Source organism: Marinomonas algarum (assembly GCF_020532605.1).
Classification (GTDB): Bacteria; Pseudomonadota; Gammaproteobacteria; order Pseudomonadales; family Marinomonadaceae; genus Marinomonas; species Marinomonas algarum.
On record NZ_JAJATW010000006.1, the window covers coordinates 75,251 to 96,308 of the forward strand.

Below are 21,058 nucleotides of genomic sequence, written 5' to 3' on the forward strand. Positions count from 1 at the left end.
AGTTCACGAGATAGCAACTGTATGACATTACGAATAGCAATGGCCCAGCTGGATATGCTGGTCGGCGACATCACGAAGAACACCCAATCCGTCATCGATGCGGCGCATAACGCCCGCGATGAAGAACAGGCTGACGTGGTGGTGTTTCCTGAATTAACACTCACTGGTTATCCGCCAGAAGATTTATTGTTGCGTTCTAGTTTGGATTTGCGCATTGAATCTGCTTTGGCAAAGATCTTGGCAGAGGTTCATGACATTTATGTGATTGTGGGCTACCCACGTCGTATTGATGGTGAGTTATTTAACTGCGCTGGGGTGATTTATCAAGGTGAGCTTTTATTAGAGTACGCCAAGCAAAAACTGCCGAACTTTTTGGTATTCGATGATAAGCGTTATTTCCGTGAAGGCGAGGAAGCGGGTATTGTCGACATTCGTGGTGTGCGTGTTGGCCTGAGTATTTGTGAAGATATTTGGCATCCACAGCCAATTGCACAGGCAAAAGCGGCCGGTGCTGAGCTGATACTCAATCTCAACGCTTCACCGTATCACACTGAGAAAATGGGTGAGCGCGAGGCTTTGCTGCATCAGCGCGCTACCGAAGTCAGTTTGCCTATTGTGTATGTCAATTATATGGGGGCGCAAGATGAATTGGTGTACGAAGGTGGCTCTTTTGCGGTGAATGCAAAAGGCTTAAAAGTCAGACAAGCGCCTTGGTTTGAAGCGGGTTTATACTGTGTCGACATCATTGTTGATCAAAGCCAACCAAACAAAGTAGAACCGGTTGCAGGGGCGATTTCCCCCGCGTTAGGCTTAGAGGCCAGTGTGTATCAGGCGATGGTGCTGGGTCTGCGAGACTACATCACTAAAAATCGCTTCAAAGGCATTGTATTGGGTCTGAGCGGTGGTATTGACTCTGCCTTATCCCTTGCGGTGGCCGTTGATGCCATTGGTGCCGATCGAGTGCAAGCGGTGATGATGCCCTACACCTACACGTCGTCGATCAGTTTGCACGATGCTGAAGAGGAAGCGAATTTGCTTGGCGTGAAATACAGCGTGTTGCCCATTGAACCCATGGTATCGGCCTTTACTGAGGTGTTAGCACCAGAGTTTGACGGCTATGGCAAGGACACCACCGAAGAGAATTTACAAGCGCGCACCCGTGGTGTGGCCCTGATGGCCATCTCCAATAAAAAAGGCTTAATGGTTCTGACCACCGGCAACAAGAGCGAAATGGCCGTAGGCTACGCCACTTTATATGGCGACATGGTGGGTGGCTATTCGGTGTTAAAAGACGTGTTTAAAACGCTCGTCTTTAAGCTATGCCGCTACCGTAACACGCTTGGTTATGTCATCCCAGAACGTGTCATTACGCGCCCGCCCTCGGCGGAATTAGCACCGGATCAAAAAGACGAAGATTCGTTACCAAGCTACGATATTTTGGATGAAATTTTGCGCCTATACATAGAAGAGGATCAAAGTGCTGGCGCTATTTTAGCGACGGGACAGTTTGACCGCGATACTGTGTATCGCGTGCTGCGTTTGGTCGATGTTAACGAATACAAACGTCGTCAAGCGCCAACAGGTGTACGTATCACTGCCCGTGGCTTTGGCCGTGATCGTCGTTATCCGATTACCAATGGCTGGCATATCGGTGAGTAACGGTTGTTGGGCCGCTTGCCCAGACTGCCAAGGCCGAGGTAAAAAAAGTCGTCGGCTGAGAAAAAAGGTACGACTCAATTACCTACAGGCCGTAGAAAAGTTTACTCAGTCCAATGGGAGGGGAGCGGCACCTGAGAAGCCCAGAGGTCATCTTGAGTCTTGTCAGACGTGCTCAGGTTCGGGGCTATTAGCCTCCCCTGTTTTTCCTGATGCCAACACGCAAGATTACCCTCATGTGGCGATTATAGGCGGCGGTATTGGCGGTGTTGCTCTTGCCGTAGCCTGTTTGCACCGTGGTATTCCTTTTACGCTTTACGAACGTGACGAATGTTTTGATGTGCGCTCTCAAGGTTATGGGCTTACTTTGCAACAGGCGAGCCGAGCCATTGAAGGGCTAGGCATTTTTACGTTAGACCAAGGCGTTGTGTCGACACGACATGTGGTTTACACCCCGGAAGGTAAGCAGGTGGGCGAGTGGGGCATGCGCAAGTGGATGGCGTCGTCAGAGCAAGCCAGTGTAAAACGCTCTAATGTGCACATTGCCCGGCAGTCATTGCGTTTGGCTTTGCTAGAGCAATTGGAAGGGCAAGAGCAACTGGAAGGAAAAGAGCAAGTACAGTGGGGCCATCAACTGGTGCGGTTTGAGCAACACAATAATGCGCCAGCCAGTCTTGTTTTTGATGTGAATGGCGAACAGCGAACAGCGACGGCTGACCTTGTGGTGGGCGCGGATGGTATTCGCAGTATGGTACGTCAACACTTGATTAACGAGGAGATTGCGCCATTAAGGTATTTAGGGTGTGTGGTGATCCTAGGTATTTGTCCATTGCGTGATTTGCCCGACACCGACGACGCGTTATTGGATTCAGCGACCGTTTTCCAGACGGCAAACGGCAATGAACGCATCTATATTATGCCTTATGATGCGGAATCCGTGATGTGGCAGTTGAGTTTTCCAATGGCAGAGAGTGAGGCCAAAGCATTGAGTGCACAGGGCGCGGAGGCGTTGAAGAAAGAAGCGTGCCGACGTACCCAGTGGCATGATCCTATCCCGCAAATTTTGGCGGCGACTCAAAGTAATCTGGTGTCAGGCTATCCGGTTTACGACCGAGCCCTGTTACAACCTGAGTGGTTACATTATGCGACACAGGCGACCTTGATTGGGGATGCGGCTCATCCTATGAGTCCTTTTAAAGGACAAGGAGCGAACCAAGCCATATTGGATGCCCTGTCGTTGGCCCGTGAAATTACCAAAGGTTGCTGGTCTTTATCTAATTGGCGTGAACAAGGCATTAGAGACCATGTTTTAGTGCCTTTTGAAGAGGAAATGACGGCTCGTAGCTCGGTAAAAGTAAAAGACTCTGCTGCAGCGGCGGAATTTCTTCATTCTGATATTGTTCTTTACGAAAGCGATGAGCCCCGTGGCCGTTGCCTTAAAAAAATACTTTAAACAGGGCGGTATTAATGCCCTGATGATTTCTTACAGATTGTTATTCATTCATTTCAATAAAACGGCGCTTTATGTTTAATGCTTCCTCAACACGACTAAATAAATACATCAGTGAAAGCGGTATCTGCTCCCGTCGAGATGCCGATCGCTTTATCGAGCAAGGCAATGTTTTTATCAATGGTAAGCGTGCCAAAGTCGGTGATCAGGTCACAGCGGGCGATACAGTGCGCGTGAACGGTCAAATTATTGAACCACAAGACGCAGAGGATTTTGTTTTTATTGTGCTGAATAAGCCGGTCGGTATTGTCAGCACCACGGAAAGTTCCGAAAGAAACAACATCGTCGATTTTGTCAGTCACGGTGTTCGAATTTTCCCTATTGGGCGATTGGATAAAGACTCGCAAGGGTTGATTTTCCTGACTAACAACGGCGACCTTGTCAATAAGGTGTTGCGCGCTGGGAACAATCACGAAAAAGAGTATCTGGTTACTGTGAACAAACCCATCACAGACGATTTTATTGCAGGATTAGCAGGTGGTGTGCCTATTCTTGGCACCATGACGAAAAAATGCCCTGTTAAAAAAGTGTCGCCCAATGTGTTTAATATTACCCTGGTGCAAGGTTTAAACCGTCAGATTCGTCGTATGTGTGAACATTTCGGTTACGAGGTGATGAAGCTTGAGCGCACGCGGATTATGAATGTCAATCTGAAAGGCTTGCCAGTGGGTGAATGGCGTGATCTCACGCAAAAAGAGTTGTCGGTGTTGCTAAAAGCCATTGAAGACTCTTCTTCTGAAGCCGCAGCGCCGGCAAAAAAATCTCGTCATGGTGCGAAGAAAACCAATAAGCCAAAAGTAGCGACGAAGCCATCGCTAACGGCAAAAGGCAACACCAAGCATCCACCAAAAGATTCCCGTCATGATGGTCGAAAATCAGGTGGCGCCAAGGGCAAAGACAAGCGGCCATTTGGGGAGGGCAAAAACCCAGTTGGAAAAGGAAAGCGTCCAACGGGTAAACCCTCTTCTGATTCTAAGCGTAACGGTAACGGCAAACGTCCGGTAAAAAATAAGGGCGGCGCATAAAGATAAAGGCTTTTAACCTATGCAGGTAAACAGTGACCGTCCTATGTTTTATGAAACAGTAACCACTTGTGAAGAGTGTGACTTTGTTCATCGCGTGCCACGTTTGCAACAAGGTGAGCGCCTTCGGTGTGAGCATTGTGGTCATGTTCTTATTACTCTTCATAAGCATGCTTTTGCACGTATTTTAGGGACGGGATTATCGGCATTATTAATGTTGATATTGGCGTTGAGCTTTTCCTTTCTCGGCTTTTCAGTGAATGGCCTTGAAAGGACCGTTAGCCTTTTTAACACCTTGAGTGTGCTGTTAAGTCAAGGTTACTTGATGTTAGGCGCCATTATTACCCTCGCTTTATTTGTATTCCCCGTTGTTTACCTTTCCTCGGTGCTCTTATTGGTCGCGTCTTTTCGATACCCAGATCGGCTTCGGAACATTCGGCGTTTTTGTCTGCGTTGGCTGGTCGTGGTACAGCCTTGGCTTATGGTCGATGTTTTTCTGGTAGGTATATTAGTGGCCTTGGTAAAGCTAAGCAGTTTGGCGGATATTTCTTTTAAACTGTCGTTTTGGGCTTTTTGTGGCTATGTTCTCTTGTTGTTAAAAACCGTTGTGTTAGTGGATAAACGTTGGTTTTGGAATCGGGTGGCCGGTCCATCGTCAGATCATCCCATTGTGAGTGGTACGGCAAAGCAACAGGGCTTGATTGGTTGCCGCTTCTGTGGCGCGACACTAGCAGGCAATGCGCATCACTGTGATCGCTGTGGGCACAGTGTCTACAGTCGTCGACCTCGAAGTGTTGTTTTCACGGTGGCGTTATTGATTGCCGCTTTAATTATGTACATACCCGCCAATGTTTTTCCCATCATGGAAACAACCTTTTTAGGCGGGACGGAGCCCTCAACCATTTTAGGTGGGGTGTTCGTGCTCTGGTCAATGGGGTCCTACCCAGTGGCGCTTATCATATTGTTTGCCAGTGTGGTTATTCCACTGGCGAAGGTCGTTTCTCTCAGTTGGTTATGCTGGCAAAGCTGTTACCCAAGCCGACGTTTAACCTCACAAAAAATCACGCTGTACCGCTGGACAGAATTGGTCGGACGCTGGTCGATGATCGATGTTTTTGTGGTCGCGATCTTAACCAGTATCGTACAAATGGGTCAGTTTATGTCAATTTTACCTGGGCCTGCTGTGCTGTCGTTTACCGCTGTGATCGTATTGACGATGTTGGCGGCGATGGCATTTGATCCTAGATTGTTGTGGGATAAAGATGCATCACGTACCCAAGCTCAAGAAGGAGAAGCCTGTGAGCGAGACACATAAAGCCATCGAAAGTGTTCGTAAGGTGCGCTTTAACTCCATTTGGTTGGTGCCATTGATTGCGCTGTCGGTTGCCGCTTGGATGCTGTACCAAAATTGGTCTAGCCAAGGCCCCATGATCACCTTAATTGCAGCAAATGCCGATGGCTTAGAAATGGGTAAAACCAAACTAAAGTCACGTAATGTTGATGTCGGGCGTGTGGTCGATATTCGTTTAAGTGACGACTATCAAAACGCCATCATTCAGGTGCGCATGAATGAGGGTACCCAACAAATGCTAAAAGACGATGCGCAATTTTGGGTGGTGAAACCTCGTGTGGGAAAAGAGGGTGTCAGCGGCTTGGGTACTCTGCTGTCTGGTCCTTATATTGATATGACCCCTGGGCTGGATGGTGAGCAGCAATCCAAATTTCGTCTGCTTAATCAGCCGCCTTTGTCTACGGAAAACGAAGGGGTACGAATTATGTTGTCGAGTCTAGAGGGCGCAAAGCTTGATGTCGGCTCCCTAGTGCACTTTCGGGGTTATGAAGTGGGTTACATTGAGAAAGTAGGGTTTGATTCCGAGCAAGAAGCGATTACATATCGCGTGGTGATTCGTTCCCCTTACGATGCTTTAGTGAGCAGCAATGTGCAGTTTTGGATGACTCCAGGCTTTCGCTTGAACAGTTCGGCCAGTGGCTTTGAGATGCGTCTGGATTCGTTAGAAACGTTATTTTCAGGTGGCATCTCATTTGGTTTGCCGAAAGGTAAGCAAGAGGACGCGCCAGTAAAAGACATGGCGACTTTCCGTTTGTACGAATCACGAGAAGAAGCAATAAATAACCGTTACGAGGACGTTTTAAACTACGTTTTTCTGTTTGACAACAACATCAGTGGCTTGATGCCAGGGGCGGCGGTGGAATACCGTGGCATCAGAATTGGTACGGTGCTGGATGTGCCTTACAAAGGTGTGTCTTTGTCTGAATTGGCGTCTTTGGAAACGCCGGTGTTGCCCGTTAGAGCGCGTATTGAGCCTCAGCGTTTAAACTTTCTTGACCCCGATGGGGTGGTGACCATGGATAAGTGGGAAGCGTTCATTGAAGACCGTATTGCGCATGGTTTGCGGGCAAACCTGATGATCAGCAATTATTTAAATGCAGCGAAAGTGATCAGTCTGGATTATGTAGAAGACCCTGAGCCTGCTAAGTGGCGACGTTATGATGGTCATTTTATCTTTCCAACGGCCCCCGATACCTTCGCCAACATCGAAACCAAGGTGAGCCGTATCTTGGATAATTTAGCCGAGGTGCCGTTAGCGCAAACCTTTAACCAACTTGGTAACACGATGGAAGAAGCGAATGAGACCTTGCGTGAATTGCAGTCGCTGAGTGCCAGCGTCACTCAGCTGTTAAATAAGCCAGAAACGCAACAACTGCCTGCGGACCTAGTTGGCACCATCAATGAACTTAACCTGACATTAGAAAGCTATCAAGCCAATGGGCAAATTGGTCGTCCTTTGCGGGAGAATATGATCTCACTGGGACGTGCCTTAAATGAGTTGCAACCCTTACTGCGTCAACTGAGAGAAAACCCCAATACACTGATTTTTGACCGTCAGCCGAAAACAGATATGGTCCCTAAAGCCGCAAAATAATCATAAGGATGACTATGAAAGGGTATAAAAAAATCGCCTTCATTGGGCTATTGAGTACGTGGTTAATAGGCTGTGCATCTTCAGAGATGCCGACCAGTAAAGAATACTTGTTGTTAGACACTTCTCTGGTGAATGCGCAGACGGTATCCACCGAGTCGCAGCCCATTCAACTGATGCCAGTGGTGGTGGCAAATTATTTGGCAGGCAATGAAATTGTGTTGATCAGTCAGCAAGGGGTTGTGCATCGTTCGCAAAATAATCTTTGGGCAGAGCCTTTGTCAGCACAGCTCACTCGTTTGACACAGCAGCGTTTGGAAAAAACACTGCCCAGTCTGACGTGGTTTGGTGGCCAACGTTTACCGGCTTACGCCATTGCACAACTTAACATTGACGTTGATAAATTTTACGCCGATTTAGAGGGCAAGGTGCACTTGTCAGGGCGTTGGCAGCTTATTTCGGCCACGGGAGAAATAGCGGCATCGCATACTTTTACCACACAACGCCGTTTAGCCTCTGATGGTTATACGAGTTTGGTGCAAACTTTATCGTCCGCTTGGTTTGACGATGTGATGACCCCCATGTCGAAAGCGATTGCAGAAGCACTTTAACGATCAAGCGTCGCTGTCTTTTGCCGCTTGGATGCTCTTCTCGATAAGCGGTGAGATGGTCAAGCCCTGTACTATAATGGAAAAAATCACCACAACGTAAGTAATAATAACCATGATGTCGTGAAGATCTAATCCTTCTACCGCAAACTGACCCGGAGGGATGGCTGCTGCCATGGCCAAGGCAAGACCACCACGCAAACCTCCCCAGGTGAGAATTTTTACTGAGTGTTTGTCGTATCGACGAAACTGTTTGAAAATTATGTACGGACTCCCGACGCTGATAAAGCGAGAAAACAGAACCACCGGCACCATGACCAAGCCTAAGCCGATGACCTGCCAAGTAAGGGGCATGGTAACAATCAGCATACCGATGATTAAGAAAAGTAGCGCATTCAAAAAGCTGTCTGTTGCATGCCAAAAGTCTTGCACATAACGCGTACCACTTTCGCCACGTCGTTTTGAGGCCGTGGCTCGAGTAATGTTACCCAGCAATATACCGCTAGTGACCATGGCCAATGCGCCAGAAATTTCCCAAATATTGGCTAAGGCAAAGCCTGCAGAAGGGATGGTGAGTGTTACCAATAATCTGGTGTTGATGTCCTTGCAGTTGATGATGACAAAATGCCCGATTAAGGCGATAACAAGACCAAAAACAATACCCCCCACCGCATCGACAAGGAAGAGCTCGGCGACTTCCTGAAAGCTGGCTTCTGTACCGTAAAAAGCCACGGCAAAAATGGTGGTGAAAATCACCAAACCAACGCCATCATTGAATAAAGACTCACCCTCGACTTGAATGGAAATCCCCTGCGGCGCGCTCATCTGCTTAATAATGGCTAAAACTGCAATGGGGTCGGTTGGGCTAATAAGCGCGCCAAACAGCAAGCAGTAAATAAAGGGAATAGGAAATTGGAGCGCAGCAAACAGATAGTAGCTAAGATAGCCGACCATAAACGTGGAGACTAGGGTGGAGAAGAGCACCAGAATAGTGATTTCCCAACGTTGGCGTTTCAATGCAGCAAGATCGATTTCCAACGCGCCAGCGAACAACAAAAAACCTAACATGCCTTTCAGCAGTAATTGGTTGAAATCAATACCAGACACAACCTGGGTAATAAAGAGGGCGGTTTCATCGCCTAACATTTTTACCGCAAGAATCAGTAAAAGCGAAATCACCACCGACCCCGTTGTGATCGCAATCGTGGTTTGCATCTTTAGGATGTATTGGTTGGTAAAGGCAATGATGACCGCTAAAGCGGATAGGAAGCAGATGAGGTACCAAGCGTTCATATGAGAACCTTAACGTTGTCAGTGAAATCGAAGATCAATAAGGGGAAGTCGTTGGATCGATATGGTAGCGTTAGGGTTTAACGCTGTCACTTGATGATTAAGGAAAAAGTTCCCAAAAAACTCATTTTTTTTGCGTTTTCTTCGATTTGCTATAAAATCCTTATTATTTGACGTTTTGAAGAAGCTAAGAAAAAGCGAGTAAGGCGTGCTGTAGAAATATTACCACCCAAAACGTAACAAAAAGTAAGCGATGGATGACGGCTTTTTATTCAATAATGATGAATTGTAATTTTTTCTGCCTCACAGGTGTTTTTTAAAGCGTGAAGTGCTAGTTTACCGATCAAAATTAACCATCCGGTTAGCTCATTATCATAAGGACGTGATGTTTTGAACAATAGAAATAACAACATAATTGAAATTTAGTGACATTTTAGGGGTACTTTATATGGCAACACCTTCTCAGCATGATTTACGCAACGACTTCAGAGCCTTGTTAGGCAGTGGGAAATGTTATTACACCGCGTCTACTTTTGATCCCATGTCTGCTCGTATTGCTGCGGATCTTGGTTTTGAAGTGGGTATTCTGGGTGGTTCGGTGGCGTCTTTGCAAGTGCTTGCTGCACCAGATTTTGCGCTTATTACACTCAGTGAGTTTACGGAACAAGCCACTCGTATTGGTCGGGTTGCTCGCTTACCGATTATTGCCGATGCCGATCACGGTTATGGTAATGCCTTAAATGTCATGCGGACGATTGTTGAACTAGAGCGTGCAGGTGTTGCCGCACTGACGATTGAAGATACGTTATTGCCAGCCAAATATGGCCATAAATCGACGGATCTGATTCCTATCGAAGAAGCCGTAGGCAAATTAAACGCCGCACTGGAAGCACGAATCGATCCTGTGATGAGCATTATTGCTCGTACCAACGCGGGTCAGTTAAGTGTCGAGGAAACCATTACACGGGTGAAAGCCTATCAAGCGGTGGGCGTTGACGGCATCTGTATGGTGGGCATTCGAGATTTTGCACACTTAGAAGCCATTAGTGCTCATCTGTCGATTCCGATTATGTTGGTGTCATACGATAACCCTGAGTTACGTGACCGTGAGCGTTTAGCAGCGAACGGCGTACGTATTGTCGTGAATGGTCATGCGGCCTATTTTGCGGCTATAAAAGCGACCTACGATTGTTTGCGTGAACAAAGAGGGATTGCGGAAGGAACCTTGAATGCGTCGGAATTATCAACACGTTATTCTACGCTAGAAGAAAACCGAGTCTGGGCAAACAAATATATGGACGTCCAAGAGTAAAATACTCCACCATCTAAGATAAAAAAGCGCCTCTGTAACTGGCTTCATATTGAAGTGTTATTTTATAGTGACAGGAGCGCTTTTTTTGTTGAGTAGAGTGATTAGCCTAGTTGTGCAAGTTGCTCATAAGTATTACGTAGCCACACTTTCATGCGTTGACGTTCGGCAATGTTCATGATGTTTTTATCGTTTGCCACTGCCCAAAAACTGCTGTTATTGAAGTCAATTTTTTGCGTCAGTTTGCTTTGTAGTTTTGGCAATTCGATGATCAATGCGCCACGGTCTACTGCGTTTTGATAGGTGTCAGACTTTTTGAAGCGTGAGAAATCACTGCCACGCCCCAAGTTTTGTACCACCACAAAATCCACCGAAGGTTGAGCATAGCGCTCTAAAAGATCATCCAATAGGGCGACCGAATCAGCGCCATCATCCATGACATGCCATAGACAAACTTGGTACCCCATTTCATCAAGTAAACCAAACACATCGGTTTCTTCGATCCATTTACCAAGGGGTTGGGCCGCTTGAGCAGCAAGGTCGATGATTAAATCACGATCAGGGTATTCTTCAATGGCCGCCAACATGCCGTCCAAACTGTCTTCTTCTCCAACTAAGATGGGTGATGAAAACTCATGATAAAAACGCGAAAACGTGCCGTGTGATGAATCACAGTCAAAGCCCAAAAAAGGCTGATCTTGGTCGATGCAGTATTGCGCTAGTACTCTGGCGGTCATGGATTTTCCGACACCGCCTTTTTCACCACCAATAAAATGTACTCTACCCATTGAGATGTCCTCTTAGCTGTGAAGCCATTGGTTAACGAAGAAGCTAGATTAGGCCAAGTTCTTCCATGATGTTGCGAATAGTGGCTTTTGTGCTGTCTTGTAGCGGTACCATGGGTAAACGGCATTCTTCTGTGCATAAGCCGAGTAATGACATGGCGTATTTTGGTCCAGCAGGATTTGGCTCAAGAAAGAGTGCGTTGTGTAATGCGAACAACTTATCTTGCAACTGAGCGGCTTCAATGTATTTGCCTTCTCGACACAAGCGTTGCAGTTCTACGACCTGCTTTGGTGCCACATTTGATGATACAGAAATACAGCCATTGCCGCCGCCCACGTTATAGGCCACAGTGGTAATGTCGTCTCCACTCAAGTAGTTAAATGGCTTATTGATTAAACCACGTTCACGAATGGGTCGAGTCAGATCCCCTGTCGCATCTTTCACACCGATAATGCGTGGCAGCTCCGCAAGGCGGGCGAGGGTACCGACTTCCAGTCCAACCACAGAACGCGGTGGAATGTTATAAACAATAATGGGTAATCTGCTGTTGTCGTGGACGTATTTGAAATGTTCGTACAAACCGGCCTGGTTAGGGCGGTTGTAATAACCCGCAACGTGTAACGTCGCATCAGCGCCCGCTTGGTAGGCATAGTCTGAGTAGGTGACGGCTTCAACAGGGTTGTTTGATCCGGCACCTGCTAATACGGGCACCGCTTTATTGGCTTCTTGAACGGTAATCTCAATAACACGTTTATGTTCATGCTCACTTAGAGTTGGCGATTCCCCTGTTGTTCCAACAGGGACAAGGCCATTGATGCCTTGATCAATTTGCCAGCGTACAATATTGCGCAAAGCGTTTTCGTCTAGTTGACCATCTCGAAAGGGAGTAATTAATGCTGTGATTGCACCGTAAAACATAACGTTGTCTCGTTTTGGCCGGTGTACAGTCTGCTGAAAGAGAGAGAAGCCGTCAGCAGAAATGCCGCCGGGAAATTATAGGGATCTTAATTCCACACGTCAGCGCCGCAGAGCTTTTTTGCCTTACGTTTATCGCCGTTGAGTTTTATTAAGAAAAGGGTTGTCATAAAAATACAAATTGTCAGTGTTTTTAAAGTTTTTCTATGCTCACCTTTTTCCTATTAAAGGTCAATATGCAGAGAACTTTTTATTTCCTTCTTTCTTCTGTTGAAGCCACTTATTATTAAGCCAAACGTGTTTGTGGTGATAATTGTTTCGTTTTTGGTAGGCGATTCGATATGATAAGCCGCGATTCTGTGGCGCTGTTTAGGGTATGTCAGGATTTTTTTGCGCCGTGATGGCTTTTCACTGCGGTAAGGCATTAACAAAGGAAAGGAATATGGACATAACAACCTGGCTATCACTGGCGACCGTTTGTGTTATGGGGGCTCTGTCACCTGGGCCTAGTTTGGCGGTGATTTTACGTGTCTCTATGTCGCAGTCATCTTTACACGGTGCTCTTGCAGCTGTTGCCCACGGTCTAGGTATTGGTTTCTGGGCTTTTTTATCCCTGCAAGGTTTGGCCATTTTGATGGCACGGTATGAAACGACTTTTGCTGTTTTAACCCTGTTAGGTGGTTTGTACCTTGCTTGGTTAGGTACAAAGGCTTGGCGTTTTGCTGGGCAAGGTCAGGACACAACGACATCGGTTTCGCAGTCATCTTATTGGGAATCGGCCCGTGACGGCTTTATGATTGCGATTTTGAACCCTAAGATTGCTTTGTTTTTTCTTGCTCTATTCAGTCAAATCATGCCCGCGGAGATGAACTCACTGGTTAAGCTGGAAATCTGGCTGACGGTGGTCTTAATTGACAGCGGTTGGTATGTCATTGTTGCGTTACTTTTGGCTGGTGGGCCGCTGTTACTGTGGTTACGACGCCACACAATCTGGGTCGATCGTATCATGGGGACGATTTTGATATCACTGGGATTAAAAGTGGTCATCGGTACGCTGCTGACCATGTTGTCATCGACCGTTTAATACTGTATTTAAGGTCTGATAGTGTGGTGAAAACGCCCCAAACTAACGAGAGTTTGGGGCGTTTTCCTGCAAGATGAGACTTATTTTTGAAAAATAAAAGCGGCTGTGGTTAGGAGCTTTTCAGTCCAAAGATCATATGCCTTGTGATTTAAGTGAAGTCGGTCGCCTTCAAATAAGTTCTCTTTTATGTTTCCTTGTCTATCCAACAAAGTAGAAAATAAGTCTAAATACTGTGTATTAGGACGCGTTCTCGCCAAACGCTCGATTTGTTGGTTGGCCTTTTCAATGGTGCTGCGCATCGTCAGTCGAGTTGGGCTGCATTTAATGCTGATCAAGGTGACTGGAATGCCGGGCAAGTGCTTGTCGATTTTTTGCAGTAACTCAACATACAGTTCCACCACTCGATTGCTGTCGCAGTGATTGCCAATGTCGTTGTCACCGGCATAAATGACCATTGATCTTGGTTTGTGCGGCAAAATAATGCGTTCGAAATAGTACACACAGGCCTCCAGTGTCGCGCCACCAAAGCCTAAATTAATGGCGTTATGGGGGCTGAAGTGTTTTGAGAAATCTGTCCATAAACGCATGGTTGAGGAACCATAAAATGCGACGGGAGGCTCTTTATATTCCTGATAAGCGAGATGGAATTCCAGTTCCCTAACGTCCGATTCAAACTCTACGTCAATCTGGTTTAGACTCATAACATTAGAGCGATAGCCGTTTTTACCGCTAAAAATAGGGTATTGGCGAATTTCTCTAGACAAGTCCACCGCTTCATCGACATAGCTCTTATATTCTGCTTGGTAAGACAGTAAAAAAGCATCTAATGCAGCTTTATCTTGATAATCCACTTTACTGGACAATTTAAACGCAGGTTTGATAATGACCGTATAGATATTATGGTCGGCACGTTTGTCAAAGTTGGCAACCGCGACCGGTACGATCCAAGGTTCGTCTTCTCCCATTGAGCCGGCAAGCTCAAAAGCGTGAGGCAGGAAAGCCCCTGGGGACTGCTGTGTGCTAAAGCTTTTACCCTCTGGAGAAATCATCAAGGGGAAATTCTGTTGTAATGTCTCCTGTGACTGACGAATAAACTCATCGTATTCTGGGGTGTCTCTTGTTAAATGTTCCCAGCTGTCGATGAACAAGTTGCCGAAGTGGCTGTAAAAGTCATCACGCCAAAATTCGCTTTCTTTACTGCGACGCACAACGCGCTGCCCAGACACACCGTATTCATTGTCAATCACCATAGAGCCGATAAACTGTGCATCCATGGAGAAGCGAAAGCCGTTCGGTAATCGATTGGTAGGTGAACCTAATAGGTGGTTATAAATAAACAGCGAGCCTGCTTTTTTAGGCAAGTTTTCCAAGCCTTTAATCACATAAGGAACCTGTTGGAAGGCTTGTTTAAACAGCTCGGTTCCTAAGCGTCGAGCATCCAGTGCAGGGGTTTCTTTTGGTAGGTTGTTGATGTTGTCGTACACGTTTTGTAAATGGCGATAAAAGGCATTTTCACGCTGTAAATCTTTTAAAATGTCCAAACACATCCCCGATATTGTACGCTCCAGTACGCAACCAAAGTGCAGGCATTTGTACAATACGCCAAAGGCTTCGTCTGTGGTAACGGCGCTTTTAAGCAGCTCACTGACTTTGTAAAGGGGAGAACTAACAGACAAAAGTGCCGCATTTTGTTCGATGACATTGCTAACGGCCAGCACCTCATCGTTGGCAATTTGCGATAAGTAGCGCATCCGTGCGGCCAGCAGGTGAGTGCCAACGAGCCAGATCAGTCGATACAGGTATTTAACGGAAAACTTAGGATTTTCAGCGAAAATCTCTAATAGATCGGCTTGTTTTATGAAAAGCACGCTGCTATCGCGAGAAGAAATGATTGAAGTACGATTTTTTAAAGTTTGGTTTTGAGTCGTCCAAGCCAATACGGTCCCTGCCCGAGATATAGAGCGAGTGGTGATTAAGTCCCCGGCATCGGTCTGATAACTGACAATTACCTTGCCTTTGATTAATAGGTACAAACCGTTTGCCGGCTGATCTTGTTGACTCAGTATGTCCCCTTGGTGTGCGAGTAAAATAGAGGACTTCTTGGCAAGGGTATGAATTTCGGCTTGCGTGAAAGTGTCGCAAAAGGCGGCATAATTCAGTAACGCGGTGGCATCTTTGATGGCATAGGCTTGTGTTTCACCATTAATCAGCGGTCGTATTTCGTCAAAGGCCAATGATTCATTTGAGAAAAATGGCTTTGTCTGATTTTGAATGTTCGTTAGAACCGGTAAAGACTCTTGGTAAACATACTGCAAAAACTGGCTGGCGAATTCATGATGTGCATCGAGGATTTTTTGTAATTCGATAATAGGCCAAGCCAGCAGTGTCGCAGAGCGAGTAACGGTAAAGGTGGTTGCATAACGAGATGGGTGTCGAAACGCTGACCAGCCAATTGGGGACAATGGGCGACTAATTGCCCCAACATTATAGGATTTGCCACTGTCCTTTAGAGGCACAGAAATGGCTATTTCGCCCTCCAGTAAAAAGTAAAGGTACTGACCAATTTCAAACTGCTTCGCCAATACCTCACCGGACTTCAGTGTTTTGATGCTAGCAAGCTCGACAAAAGCGGCAGCCAGCGTGCTATCAACCTTGTCCATAAAGGGAAAGGCGTTTATCTGTTGTGTGACATCCATTTTTGTTACCTCAAATCTGCAAGCCCTAGCTAGGACGTTGTATCGTGACAGTTTTGCCTAGGAGTGCGTAGTCATTGCCCCCTAGTCGTGAAATTGGGCTTAGCTGCTGACTGTCGATGTTTGTACGGTCATCTTCTTGGGTGATTAAGTGGTCACTAACATAGAGATCCAGTACTTCTAAGTACAAAACATCAAACGCTGCTTCAGCCAAATTATGTACGTCAAACAGGCGACAATGTAAGGCCACATGAGCGTCTGAAATACGTGGCAAAGAGGCTACAAAATCGCTAAGAGATAACCCTGTCCGTGGCAGTTCTGAGTGATTGTATTCCTCATTGGCGGCACTTTCATTGAGGGCTTGCATCAAAGGTTCGCTGGCAATGTGGATCACACACTCTTTTTCACGCAGTAGATTGCGTTTAGTGTCTTTGGGGATGTTGGGTGCTTTATTGCCAATGGAAACGGCAAGCAAAGCAGGCTCTGGACAAATGGGGGTGAAATAAGAAAAAGGCGCAAGATTGAAGCTGTCGTTTTCGTTTTTAGTCAGTATCCAAGCAATGGGGCGTGGAGTGACAGTTTGGGTGATAAGATGATAACGCTGGTTACCACTGAGTTGAGCAAAATGAAAACGCATAAAATTCCCCGTTAACAGCAAACATGACTTGTTAAATTACTACAAATACCAAGTTGTTGTGAATCTTTGAGGGGAAAGTTATGGCTTTTCTTTTATAAAAACACCAAAAGTAACCCTATTGCCAATAGATGCGTCGTTAATACGCTTCTATTACACAGTTAAATGCAATGACAACTCGGTCTTTGTCACCAAAATAGGGCAAAGCAGAGTGTTTCAAATAGGAAGGAAAAATAATAATTTGACCATCGGTCGGGGTGAAGTCCCAAACACCATGCCCGCCTAGGTAAGCGGTGCCCGGGTCGGCATAATGTTCGGCATTGACTCTTGGGTCATAGAAGCGGTTGAGCCCACCTTTGCCAGTAAGATGCGCATCGCCGGGTTCCAGGTAATAAATACCGCACCAAGAACAGTTTGGATGAGAGTGTGCATCATGATAGCCGCCATTTTGTGTGACGTGATACCAAGATTCGATAATATGCGCATCGGCTTGCATCTCCTCTGGCCAAAAGCCATGGTTCACAGAATACGCCACCTCTAACACTAACTCTTCTAGGGCGCGTTTCGCTTCCATCACATTGGCGTCGGCCAACTCTAAAAAGTCCAAGGTGCTTTCATGGAGCGCGTGTTTGGCTTTTGGGGCAATGCCACTGTCAATGGCGGTCAGTTGCGATGCTTTTGCTTGGTAAACCGCAGCGAGCAAGGCGTCTTTGAGAAACGTATGATCTGGCATTTGCGTGACAAACAAAGGCGTTGTCCACACATGGATTTCTTCTAAGACGTTGTGTTCTTGGTTCATATCTTGGCCTAATGCTGATTAATAACACATTTCATTATAGATGATCGGCGGTCTTTAAGTTTTCTAACACAGCCACTTCTTTATCAATTTCTCCCATACGAGTGGTCATACTATGAATGGCTTGAATGCTCTCATCAACGTCTTTACCGGCCATATTGGAAGCGTCACCGAGTGATTGAATTTGTGTGGTGAGGGCTTGGGTATTGTCATTCAGCCTTGTCATGAAGGCTTCCATGGTATGAATGGAACGACTAATGGCCTCAGTAGACTGTGTGACAGAAGAAATTGTCTCGCCTGTTTTATCAAGACTGTCTTGGGTGTTTTTAGACAACTGCCTTACTTCATCGGCCACCACCGCAAAGCCACGACCGGCTTCCCCGGCACGAGCGGCCTCAATGGCAGCATTCAGCGCCAATAAGTTTGTTTGGTCAGCGATGCTCGAAATCACCTTCAAAATAGACAATACCTGCTCAGAATGGTCTTTTAACTGAGTTACGTTGCTGGTGAGCAGATTTCGACCTTCTTCTTGAGCGTCAATGTCGGATTTGAGCTGCTGGAAGGTGTTACTGACGTTGTCGATAATGTCGTCGGTTTGATGAGAGTATTGTGTGATTTGGTTGAAGCTTAATACCACCCGTTCGAGCAGAGGTCTGTATTCAGAAAGGTAGCGAATAAGATCGGCTTGTAGGCGATTGATTTGAGTGAGACTGTTTAATTTCGACAGGGTGAAGAACTCTTTAAAGTGACTGTAATGGATCGGAAAGTTATCCACGATGGGGTCAGAAAAAGGCACTCCTTTTGCCAATTTGAAGAAAAACAAGGCGGTTAAGGTTTGGTTCATGTGTACGCCGAGCAATTCACCAAACGTGGAGAAACCAGCCGCTTTGATGGATTGAAATGCGGTCATGCTTTGTAGTTCCTTGGCGTTGTTAACGCGACGCAATACACAGTCGTTGGCCAACATGGCGATAGGTTGCGGTTTACCTCGCATGAAGTCGTCAAAGGCTCGTTTGGTGCTGTCTGCAAAGTTATTCGCCTCGGCGAGAATCAGTTCGTCACCAAAGTCCAAATCACAGAAAAAATAGATGACTTTATTGTTTAAATCGATGTTGGCGATAGAGCGGATAAAAAGTTCGTTGCCAATTTCAACCGCAAAAGAATGCTTGGTAAGTTTGCTTTCTAGCTCAGAAGCCTGGCAGCGAAAGTGTTCGCAAAGATGGTCAATAATGTTGACAATTTTACCCGTTGATTTGGAAATAACCGTTTTTACGGTGCGTTTTACTGGGTCGGATTCGGCAATGTAGAAAGAGTGTTGGGTTTTCTTAAAGTTGTGTGTTTTCAAGATGCCATAGCGAACTTGATCTGCCAGCTTGGTGAAAATAACCACCGCACAGTTATGGGCCACCTTCTTGCCGTCGTAGACAGAGGCTTTTTGGAAATCCAGTTTACCGCCTGCTGAACCTCCAATGAAATGGCAGGGAAAGCGTTGACTGTCGTATAAGGCCTTCATAAAGAAGTTTTCGCTGGAAGACAAACCATCCATAAAGGTAATCGCAATGGTGTCTTGATAATTGATGGGCATGGCGACGTCAATTTTTTCGATGTCAGTCTGAATCGCTTTTATCCGATCCGCTTTATTGATCGTCATTGTCCCTTTTTTCAAATCTTCACAATGTAAGGGAATGGTTTTGATGTCGGTGGCCGCAAAGATCTCTTCACTGAAGCTCTGCAAGACAATCGAATCCCATTTGCCTTCCGTTGTTTGGTAAAAGTGTTTTTGTTGACTGTTGAGTTCACCGGACGTCATGACAGCAACCACCTTGTCACAAAACGGTGTGGCGCTTTGGATTTTTTCAACCGTGCTTTCAAAATCAAGATTAGACGAAACAAACGCAAGAATAAGGTGTGTTTTGTGATGGGGGAATTGCAATGCTGACAAGTGACTTTCAGACAACTCAGAGTGTGTTAACTGTAAAATATTGACGCCACTCGTGCTGTCTTGCTTTGTTTCTTCCACCAATAGATTACGCTTAAACCAAGCCATTGTTTGCTCCATCTTGTTAACTGATGGCTCCAATCATAGTACAAAGGCCGTGGAATTATCAGCGTTGACGCATCAAATAAGCAAAAACTTAATGTAAGTCATGGGTGAGCAGGGTATCGCGCTTTAAATCAGGTCCAGTTCGGTAACAACAGGCTTGTAGCCACAAAACATCATTACCAGATTGCGAAATCCAGTGTCGGTGCTTGGCCCCTCTAAGCCTTTGATCGATTTGTCGAGCAGAGCCAGGTAGTTCTGCATATAGGGAAGCGTTATGGTGTTGTGGCGGGATAGGGCGCTTTCATAAAAGGGGATGCGCTTATCCCAAATTCTTTCAGCCTGACAGGCTTGTCTTAGGCTTGAAGTGGACATTTTGGTGAGCAAATTTGCCAGGGTCTGAATTTCACGATTAAACAACCACAATATAATGCTTGGCTCAGTGCCTTCAGCAAGAAGTTGGTTCAGACAATGCATAGCGTCTTTGGTTTTACCCATTAACAAACGATCACTCAGGTCATATATGGAGTAGCGACTGCTGTCTGCAACCGTATCAACGACACTTTCTGCATTGATACTGGCGCCTTCACCGTGAATAAGTGCCAGTTTTTCGAGCTCTTGTGACAATGCTAAGAGATTGCCTTCGCCTCGTTCACAAACAATACTGGCCGCGTCTCTTGTGAGGTTAAGGGTAAGCTGTTTGGCTCTTTGTTGTACCCAAGCAGGCAATCGACTGGCATCAATTGGCCAAATCTGCACAAATACCCCTTGAGATTCGAGTTGAGTAAACCATTTGGCTTTTTGAGTGCGAGCATCCAGCTTAGGCAAGGTGAGTAAGATGATATTGTCTTCCGTGAGTGTTTGCCCCAATTGTGCCAAGGCCTTGCTGTGCTTTTCTCCCATTTTGTCGATTTGAATATCGAACAAACGACGACTGGAAAACAGTGACAAGCTTTGACTTTCACTGATGACATCTTGCCAATCGAATTGTGCGTCTGCCACAAAGCGTAATCGCTCCTCAATACGATGCAACTGGGCCATTTTTCTGACACTGTCAGCCGCTTCTTGAACCAACAACACCTCATCACCAGAAATAATATAAATCGGTGCCAGGTTCTTTTTTAGCTGTTGGGCCAGTTGATCTGCTCTGACTTTCATGGGTAAGGCCTAATGAGATGAGGGTTTATCGTGGCGCGTAATTTAGATCGTAGAGCAGTTGATCGGCCAGAGTTTCACTCATTTTTTCAGTCTGAGCCTGATTATAAGACGCTTTTGAACTGGCTTCAGCGTCTTGATTGGTTAATGTTTGACTGGTGCTGATAGTGCGAGGTCCATAGATTGCTTTGCCACTGGTATCACGGACAAAATATTGACTGCTCAGAGTGCGTTGCACTTGAGAGACATCATTATCACTGTTACGCGCCAGTTCAACATCAGACGAGGATATGTTGTTAATTTTTAGGTTAAAGGTGTCTTTCGTTGCATTGGCCTGATCAATGACAGTGACGCCCGCCTGCTCTAAAGCGATACGCAAAGCGCGATCAAAGGTATCCGAACCGCTGGCCGATGTTAGGGTCAGAGTTTGCAGTCGTTCTGGAATATTGATGGCACCGCGAAGCTGAAAGCCACAGGCAACAATGCTCAAGCTCAACAATATTAATGCGAAAAAGCGCGTGGTGGTTGTGAAAGTGGCACTCATAGCCTAAAACCTCTGGGTGATGAACGTAGCATACAGCCATAATGCAAGAAGCGACGTGGTCGCCTCTTGCGCT

Annotated in this window: 17 protein-coding genes; 8 read left to right on the top strand and 9 right to left on the bottom strand. The window is 46.2% G+C overall.

Going from position 1 to position 21,058, the window contains the following annotated elements:
• Window positions 1-21 precede the first annotated feature (21 nt).
• The 6 genes from LG368_RS05455 (at window position 22) to LG368_RS05480 (ending at window position 7,741) form a co-directional block, all read left to right on the top strand.
• The gene (locus tag LG368_RS05455) at window positions 22-1,659 is read left to right on the top strand and encodes an NAD+ synthase (RefSeq protein ID WP_226753727.1); all 1,638 of its coding nucleotides are present in this window, start codon (window positions 22-24) and stop codon (window positions 1,657-1,659) included.
• Window positions 1,583-3,109, top strand: a complete 1,527-nt coding sequence (locus LG368_RS05460; RefSeq protein ID WP_226753728.1) for an FAD-dependent monooxygenase — start codon at window positions 1,583-1,585, stop codon at window positions 3,107-3,109. Before LG368_RS05455 ends, LG368_RS05460 begins: the two co-directional genes overlap by 77 nt.
• A gap of 71 nt (window positions 3,110-3,180) precedes the next feature.
• Window positions 3,181-4,191, top strand: a complete 1,011-nt coding sequence (rluF, locus tag LG368_RS05465; protein ID WP_226753729.1) for a 23S rRNA pseudouridine(2604) synthase RluF — start codon at window positions 3,181-3,183, stop codon at window positions 4,189-4,191.
• 19 nt (window positions 4,192-4,210) lie between these two features.
• Entirely contained in the window at window positions 4,211-5,503 is a 1,293-nt protein-coding gene (locus tag LG368_RS05470; RefSeq protein ID WP_226753730.1) for a PqiA/YebS family transporter subunit, read from the top strand.
• Entirely contained in the window at window positions 5,487-7,133 is a 1,647-nt protein-coding gene (pqiB, locus tag LG368_RS05475; protein WP_226753731.1) for an intermembrane transport protein PqiB, read from the top strand. Before LG368_RS05470 ends, pqiB begins: the two co-directional genes overlap by 17 nt.
• A gap of 14 nt (window positions 7,134-7,147) precedes the next feature.
• Window positions 7,148-7,741, top strand: coding sequence for a PqiC family protein (locus LG368_RS05480; protein ID WP_226753732.1), 594 nt, complete (start codon window positions 7,148-7,150; stop codon window positions 7,739-7,741).
• Window positions 7,742-7,744: 3 nt separating this feature from the next.
• On the opposite strand, the gene LG368_RS05485 is transcribed toward LG368_RS05480, so the two are convergent.
• Window positions 7,745-9,031: a cation:proton antiporter gene (locus LG368_RS05485; RefSeq protein WP_226753733.1), complete on the bottom strand. Its 1,287-nt coding sequence runs from the start codon at window positions 9,029-9,031 to the stop codon at window positions 7,745-7,747.
• A gap of 445 nt (window positions 9,032-9,476) precedes the next feature.
• Here LG368_RS05485 and LG368_RS05490 point away from each other — a divergent pair, with 445 nt between their 5' ends.
• Window positions 9,477-10,340, top strand: coding sequence for an isocitrate lyase/PEP mutase family protein (locus LG368_RS05490; protein WP_226753734.1), 864 nt, complete (start codon window positions 9,477-9,479; stop codon window positions 10,338-10,340).
• 101 nt (window positions 10,341-10,441) lie between these two features.
• On the opposite strand, the gene LG368_RS05495 is transcribed toward LG368_RS05490, so the two are convergent.
• Together LG368_RS05495 and dapA are read right to left on the bottom strand one after the other, a co-directional pair.
• Window positions 10,442-11,125, bottom strand: coding sequence for a P-loop NTPase family protein (locus LG368_RS05495; protein ID WP_226753735.1), 684 nt, complete (start codon window positions 11,123-11,125; stop codon window positions 10,442-10,444).
• 43 nt (window positions 11,126-11,168) lie between these two features.
• Window positions 11,169-12,041, bottom strand: a complete 873-nt coding sequence (gene dapA, locus LG368_RS05500) for a 4-hydroxy-tetrahydrodipicolinate synthase (protein ID WP_226753736.1) — start codon at window positions 12,039-12,041, stop codon at window positions 11,169-11,171.
• Window positions 12,042-12,480: 439 nt separating this feature from the next.
• Here dapA and LG368_RS05505 point away from each other — a divergent pair, with 439 nt between their 5' ends.
• Complete coding sequence (locus LG368_RS05505) at window positions 12,481-13,122, top strand: LysE family translocator (RefSeq protein ID WP_226753737.1); 642 nt, start codon at window positions 12,481-12,483, stop codon at window positions 13,120-13,122.
• 80 nt (window positions 13,123-13,202) lie between these two features.
• Here the strand turns inward: LG368_RS05505 and LG368_RS05510 are convergent, their stop codons facing one another.
• From LG368_RS05510 to LG368_RS05540, 6 genes are all read right to left on the bottom strand, one after another.
• Complete coding sequence (locus LG368_RS05510) at window positions 13,203-15,818, bottom strand: GDSL-type esterase/lipase family protein (RefSeq protein ID WP_226753738.1); 2,616 nt, start codon at window positions 15,816-15,818, stop codon at window positions 13,203-13,205.
• A 25-nt stretch (window positions 15,819-15,843) separates the two neighbouring features.
• On the bottom strand, window positions 15,844-16,452 hold the full coding sequence (locus tag LG368_RS05515; RefSeq protein WP_226753739.1) for a flavin reductase family protein: 609 nt from the start codon (window positions 16,450-16,452) through the stop codon (window positions 15,844-15,846).
• 136 nt (window positions 16,453-16,588) lie between these two features.
• On the bottom strand, window positions 16,589-17,248 hold the full coding sequence (locus tag LG368_RS05520) for a putative 2OG-Fe(II) oxygenase (protein ID WP_226753740.1): 660 nt from the start codon (window positions 17,246-17,248) through the stop codon (window positions 16,589-16,591).
• A gap of 34 nt (window positions 17,249-17,282) precedes the next feature.
• On the bottom strand, window positions 17,283-19,292 hold the full coding sequence (locus tag LG368_RS15535) for a methyl-accepting chemotaxis protein (protein WP_276572994.1): 2,010 nt from the start codon (window positions 19,290-19,292) through the stop codon (window positions 17,283-17,285).
• A gap of 123 nt (window positions 19,293-19,415) precedes the next feature.
• Window positions 19,416-20,444, bottom strand: a complete 1,029-nt coding sequence (holA, locus tag LG368_RS05535; RefSeq protein ID WP_226753741.1) for a DNA polymerase III subunit delta — start codon at window positions 20,442-20,444, stop codon at window positions 19,416-19,418.
• A gap of 25 nt (window positions 20,445-20,469) precedes the next feature.
• The gene (locus tag LG368_RS05540) at window positions 20,470-20,985 is read right to left on the bottom strand and encodes an LPS-assembly lipoprotein LptE (RefSeq protein ID WP_226753742.1); all 516 of its coding nucleotides are present in this window, start codon (window positions 20,983-20,985) and stop codon (window positions 20,470-20,472) included.
• Between the last annotated feature and the right edge of the window lie 73 nt (window positions 20,986-21,058).

What these genes read in the sequence shown, in the direction of transcription:
- LG368_RS05515 (WP_226753739.1), bottom strand. Translation starts at nt 16,452, where the DNA reads ATGCGTTTTCATTTTGCTCAACTCAGTGGTAACCAGCGTTATCATCTT.
- LG368_RS05510 (WP_226753738.1), bottom strand. Translation starts at nt 15,818, where the DNA reads ATGGATGTCACACAACAGATAAACGCCTTTCCCTTTATGGACAAGGTT.
- LG368_RS05480 (WP_226753732.1), top strand. Translation starts at nt 7,148, where the DNA reads ATGAAAGGGTATAAAAAAATCGCCTTCATTGGGCTATTGAGTACGTGG.
- LG368_RS05540 (WP_226753742.1), bottom strand. Translation starts at nt 20,985, where the DNA reads ATGAGTGCCACTTTCACAACCACCACGCGCTTTTTCGCATTAATATTG.
- LG368_RS05505 (WP_226753737.1), top strand. Translation starts at nt 12,481, where the DNA reads ATGGACATAACAACCTGGCTATCACTGGCGACCGTTTGTGTTATGGGG.
- holA (WP_226753741.1), bottom strand. Translation starts at nt 20,444, where the DNA reads ATGAAAGTCAGAGCAGATCAACTGGCCCAACAGCTAAAAAAGAACCTG.
- LG368_RS05520 (WP_226753740.1), bottom strand. Translation starts at nt 17,248, where the DNA reads ATGAACCAAGAACACAACGTCTTAGAAGAAATCCATGTGTGGACAACG.
- LG368_RS05490 (WP_226753734.1), top strand. Translation starts at nt 9,477, where the DNA reads ATGGCAACACCTTCTCAGCATGATTTACGCAACGACTTCAGAGCCTTG.
- LG368_RS05495 (WP_226753735.1), bottom strand. Translation starts at nt 11,125, where the DNA reads ATGGGTAGAGTACATTTTATTGGTGGTGAAAAAGGCGGTGTCGGAAAA.
- LG368_RS05455 (WP_226753727.1), top strand. Translation starts at nt 22, where the DNA reads ATGACATTACGAATAGCAATGGCCCAGCTGGATATGCTGGTCGGCGAC.
- LG368_RS05470 (WP_226753730.1), top strand. Translation starts at nt 4,211, where the DNA reads ATGCAGGTAAACAGTGACCGTCCTATGTTTTATGAAACAGTAACCACT.
- LG368_RS05485 (WP_226753733.1), bottom strand. Translation starts at nt 9,031, where the DNA reads ATGAACGCTTGGTACCTCATCTGCTTCCTATCCGCTTTAGCGGTCATC.
- rluF (WP_226753729.1), top strand. Translation starts at nt 3,181, where the DNA reads ATGTTTAATGCTTCCTCAACACGACTAAATAAATACATCAGTGAAAGC.
- dapA (WP_226753736.1), bottom strand. Translation starts at nt 12,041, where the DNA reads ATGTTTTACGGTGCAATCACAGCATTAATTACTCCCTTTCGAGATGGT.
- LG368_RS15535 (WP_276572994.1), bottom strand. Translation starts at nt 19,292, where the DNA reads ATGGCTTGGTTTAAGCGTAATCTATTGGTGGAAGAAACAAAGCAAGAC.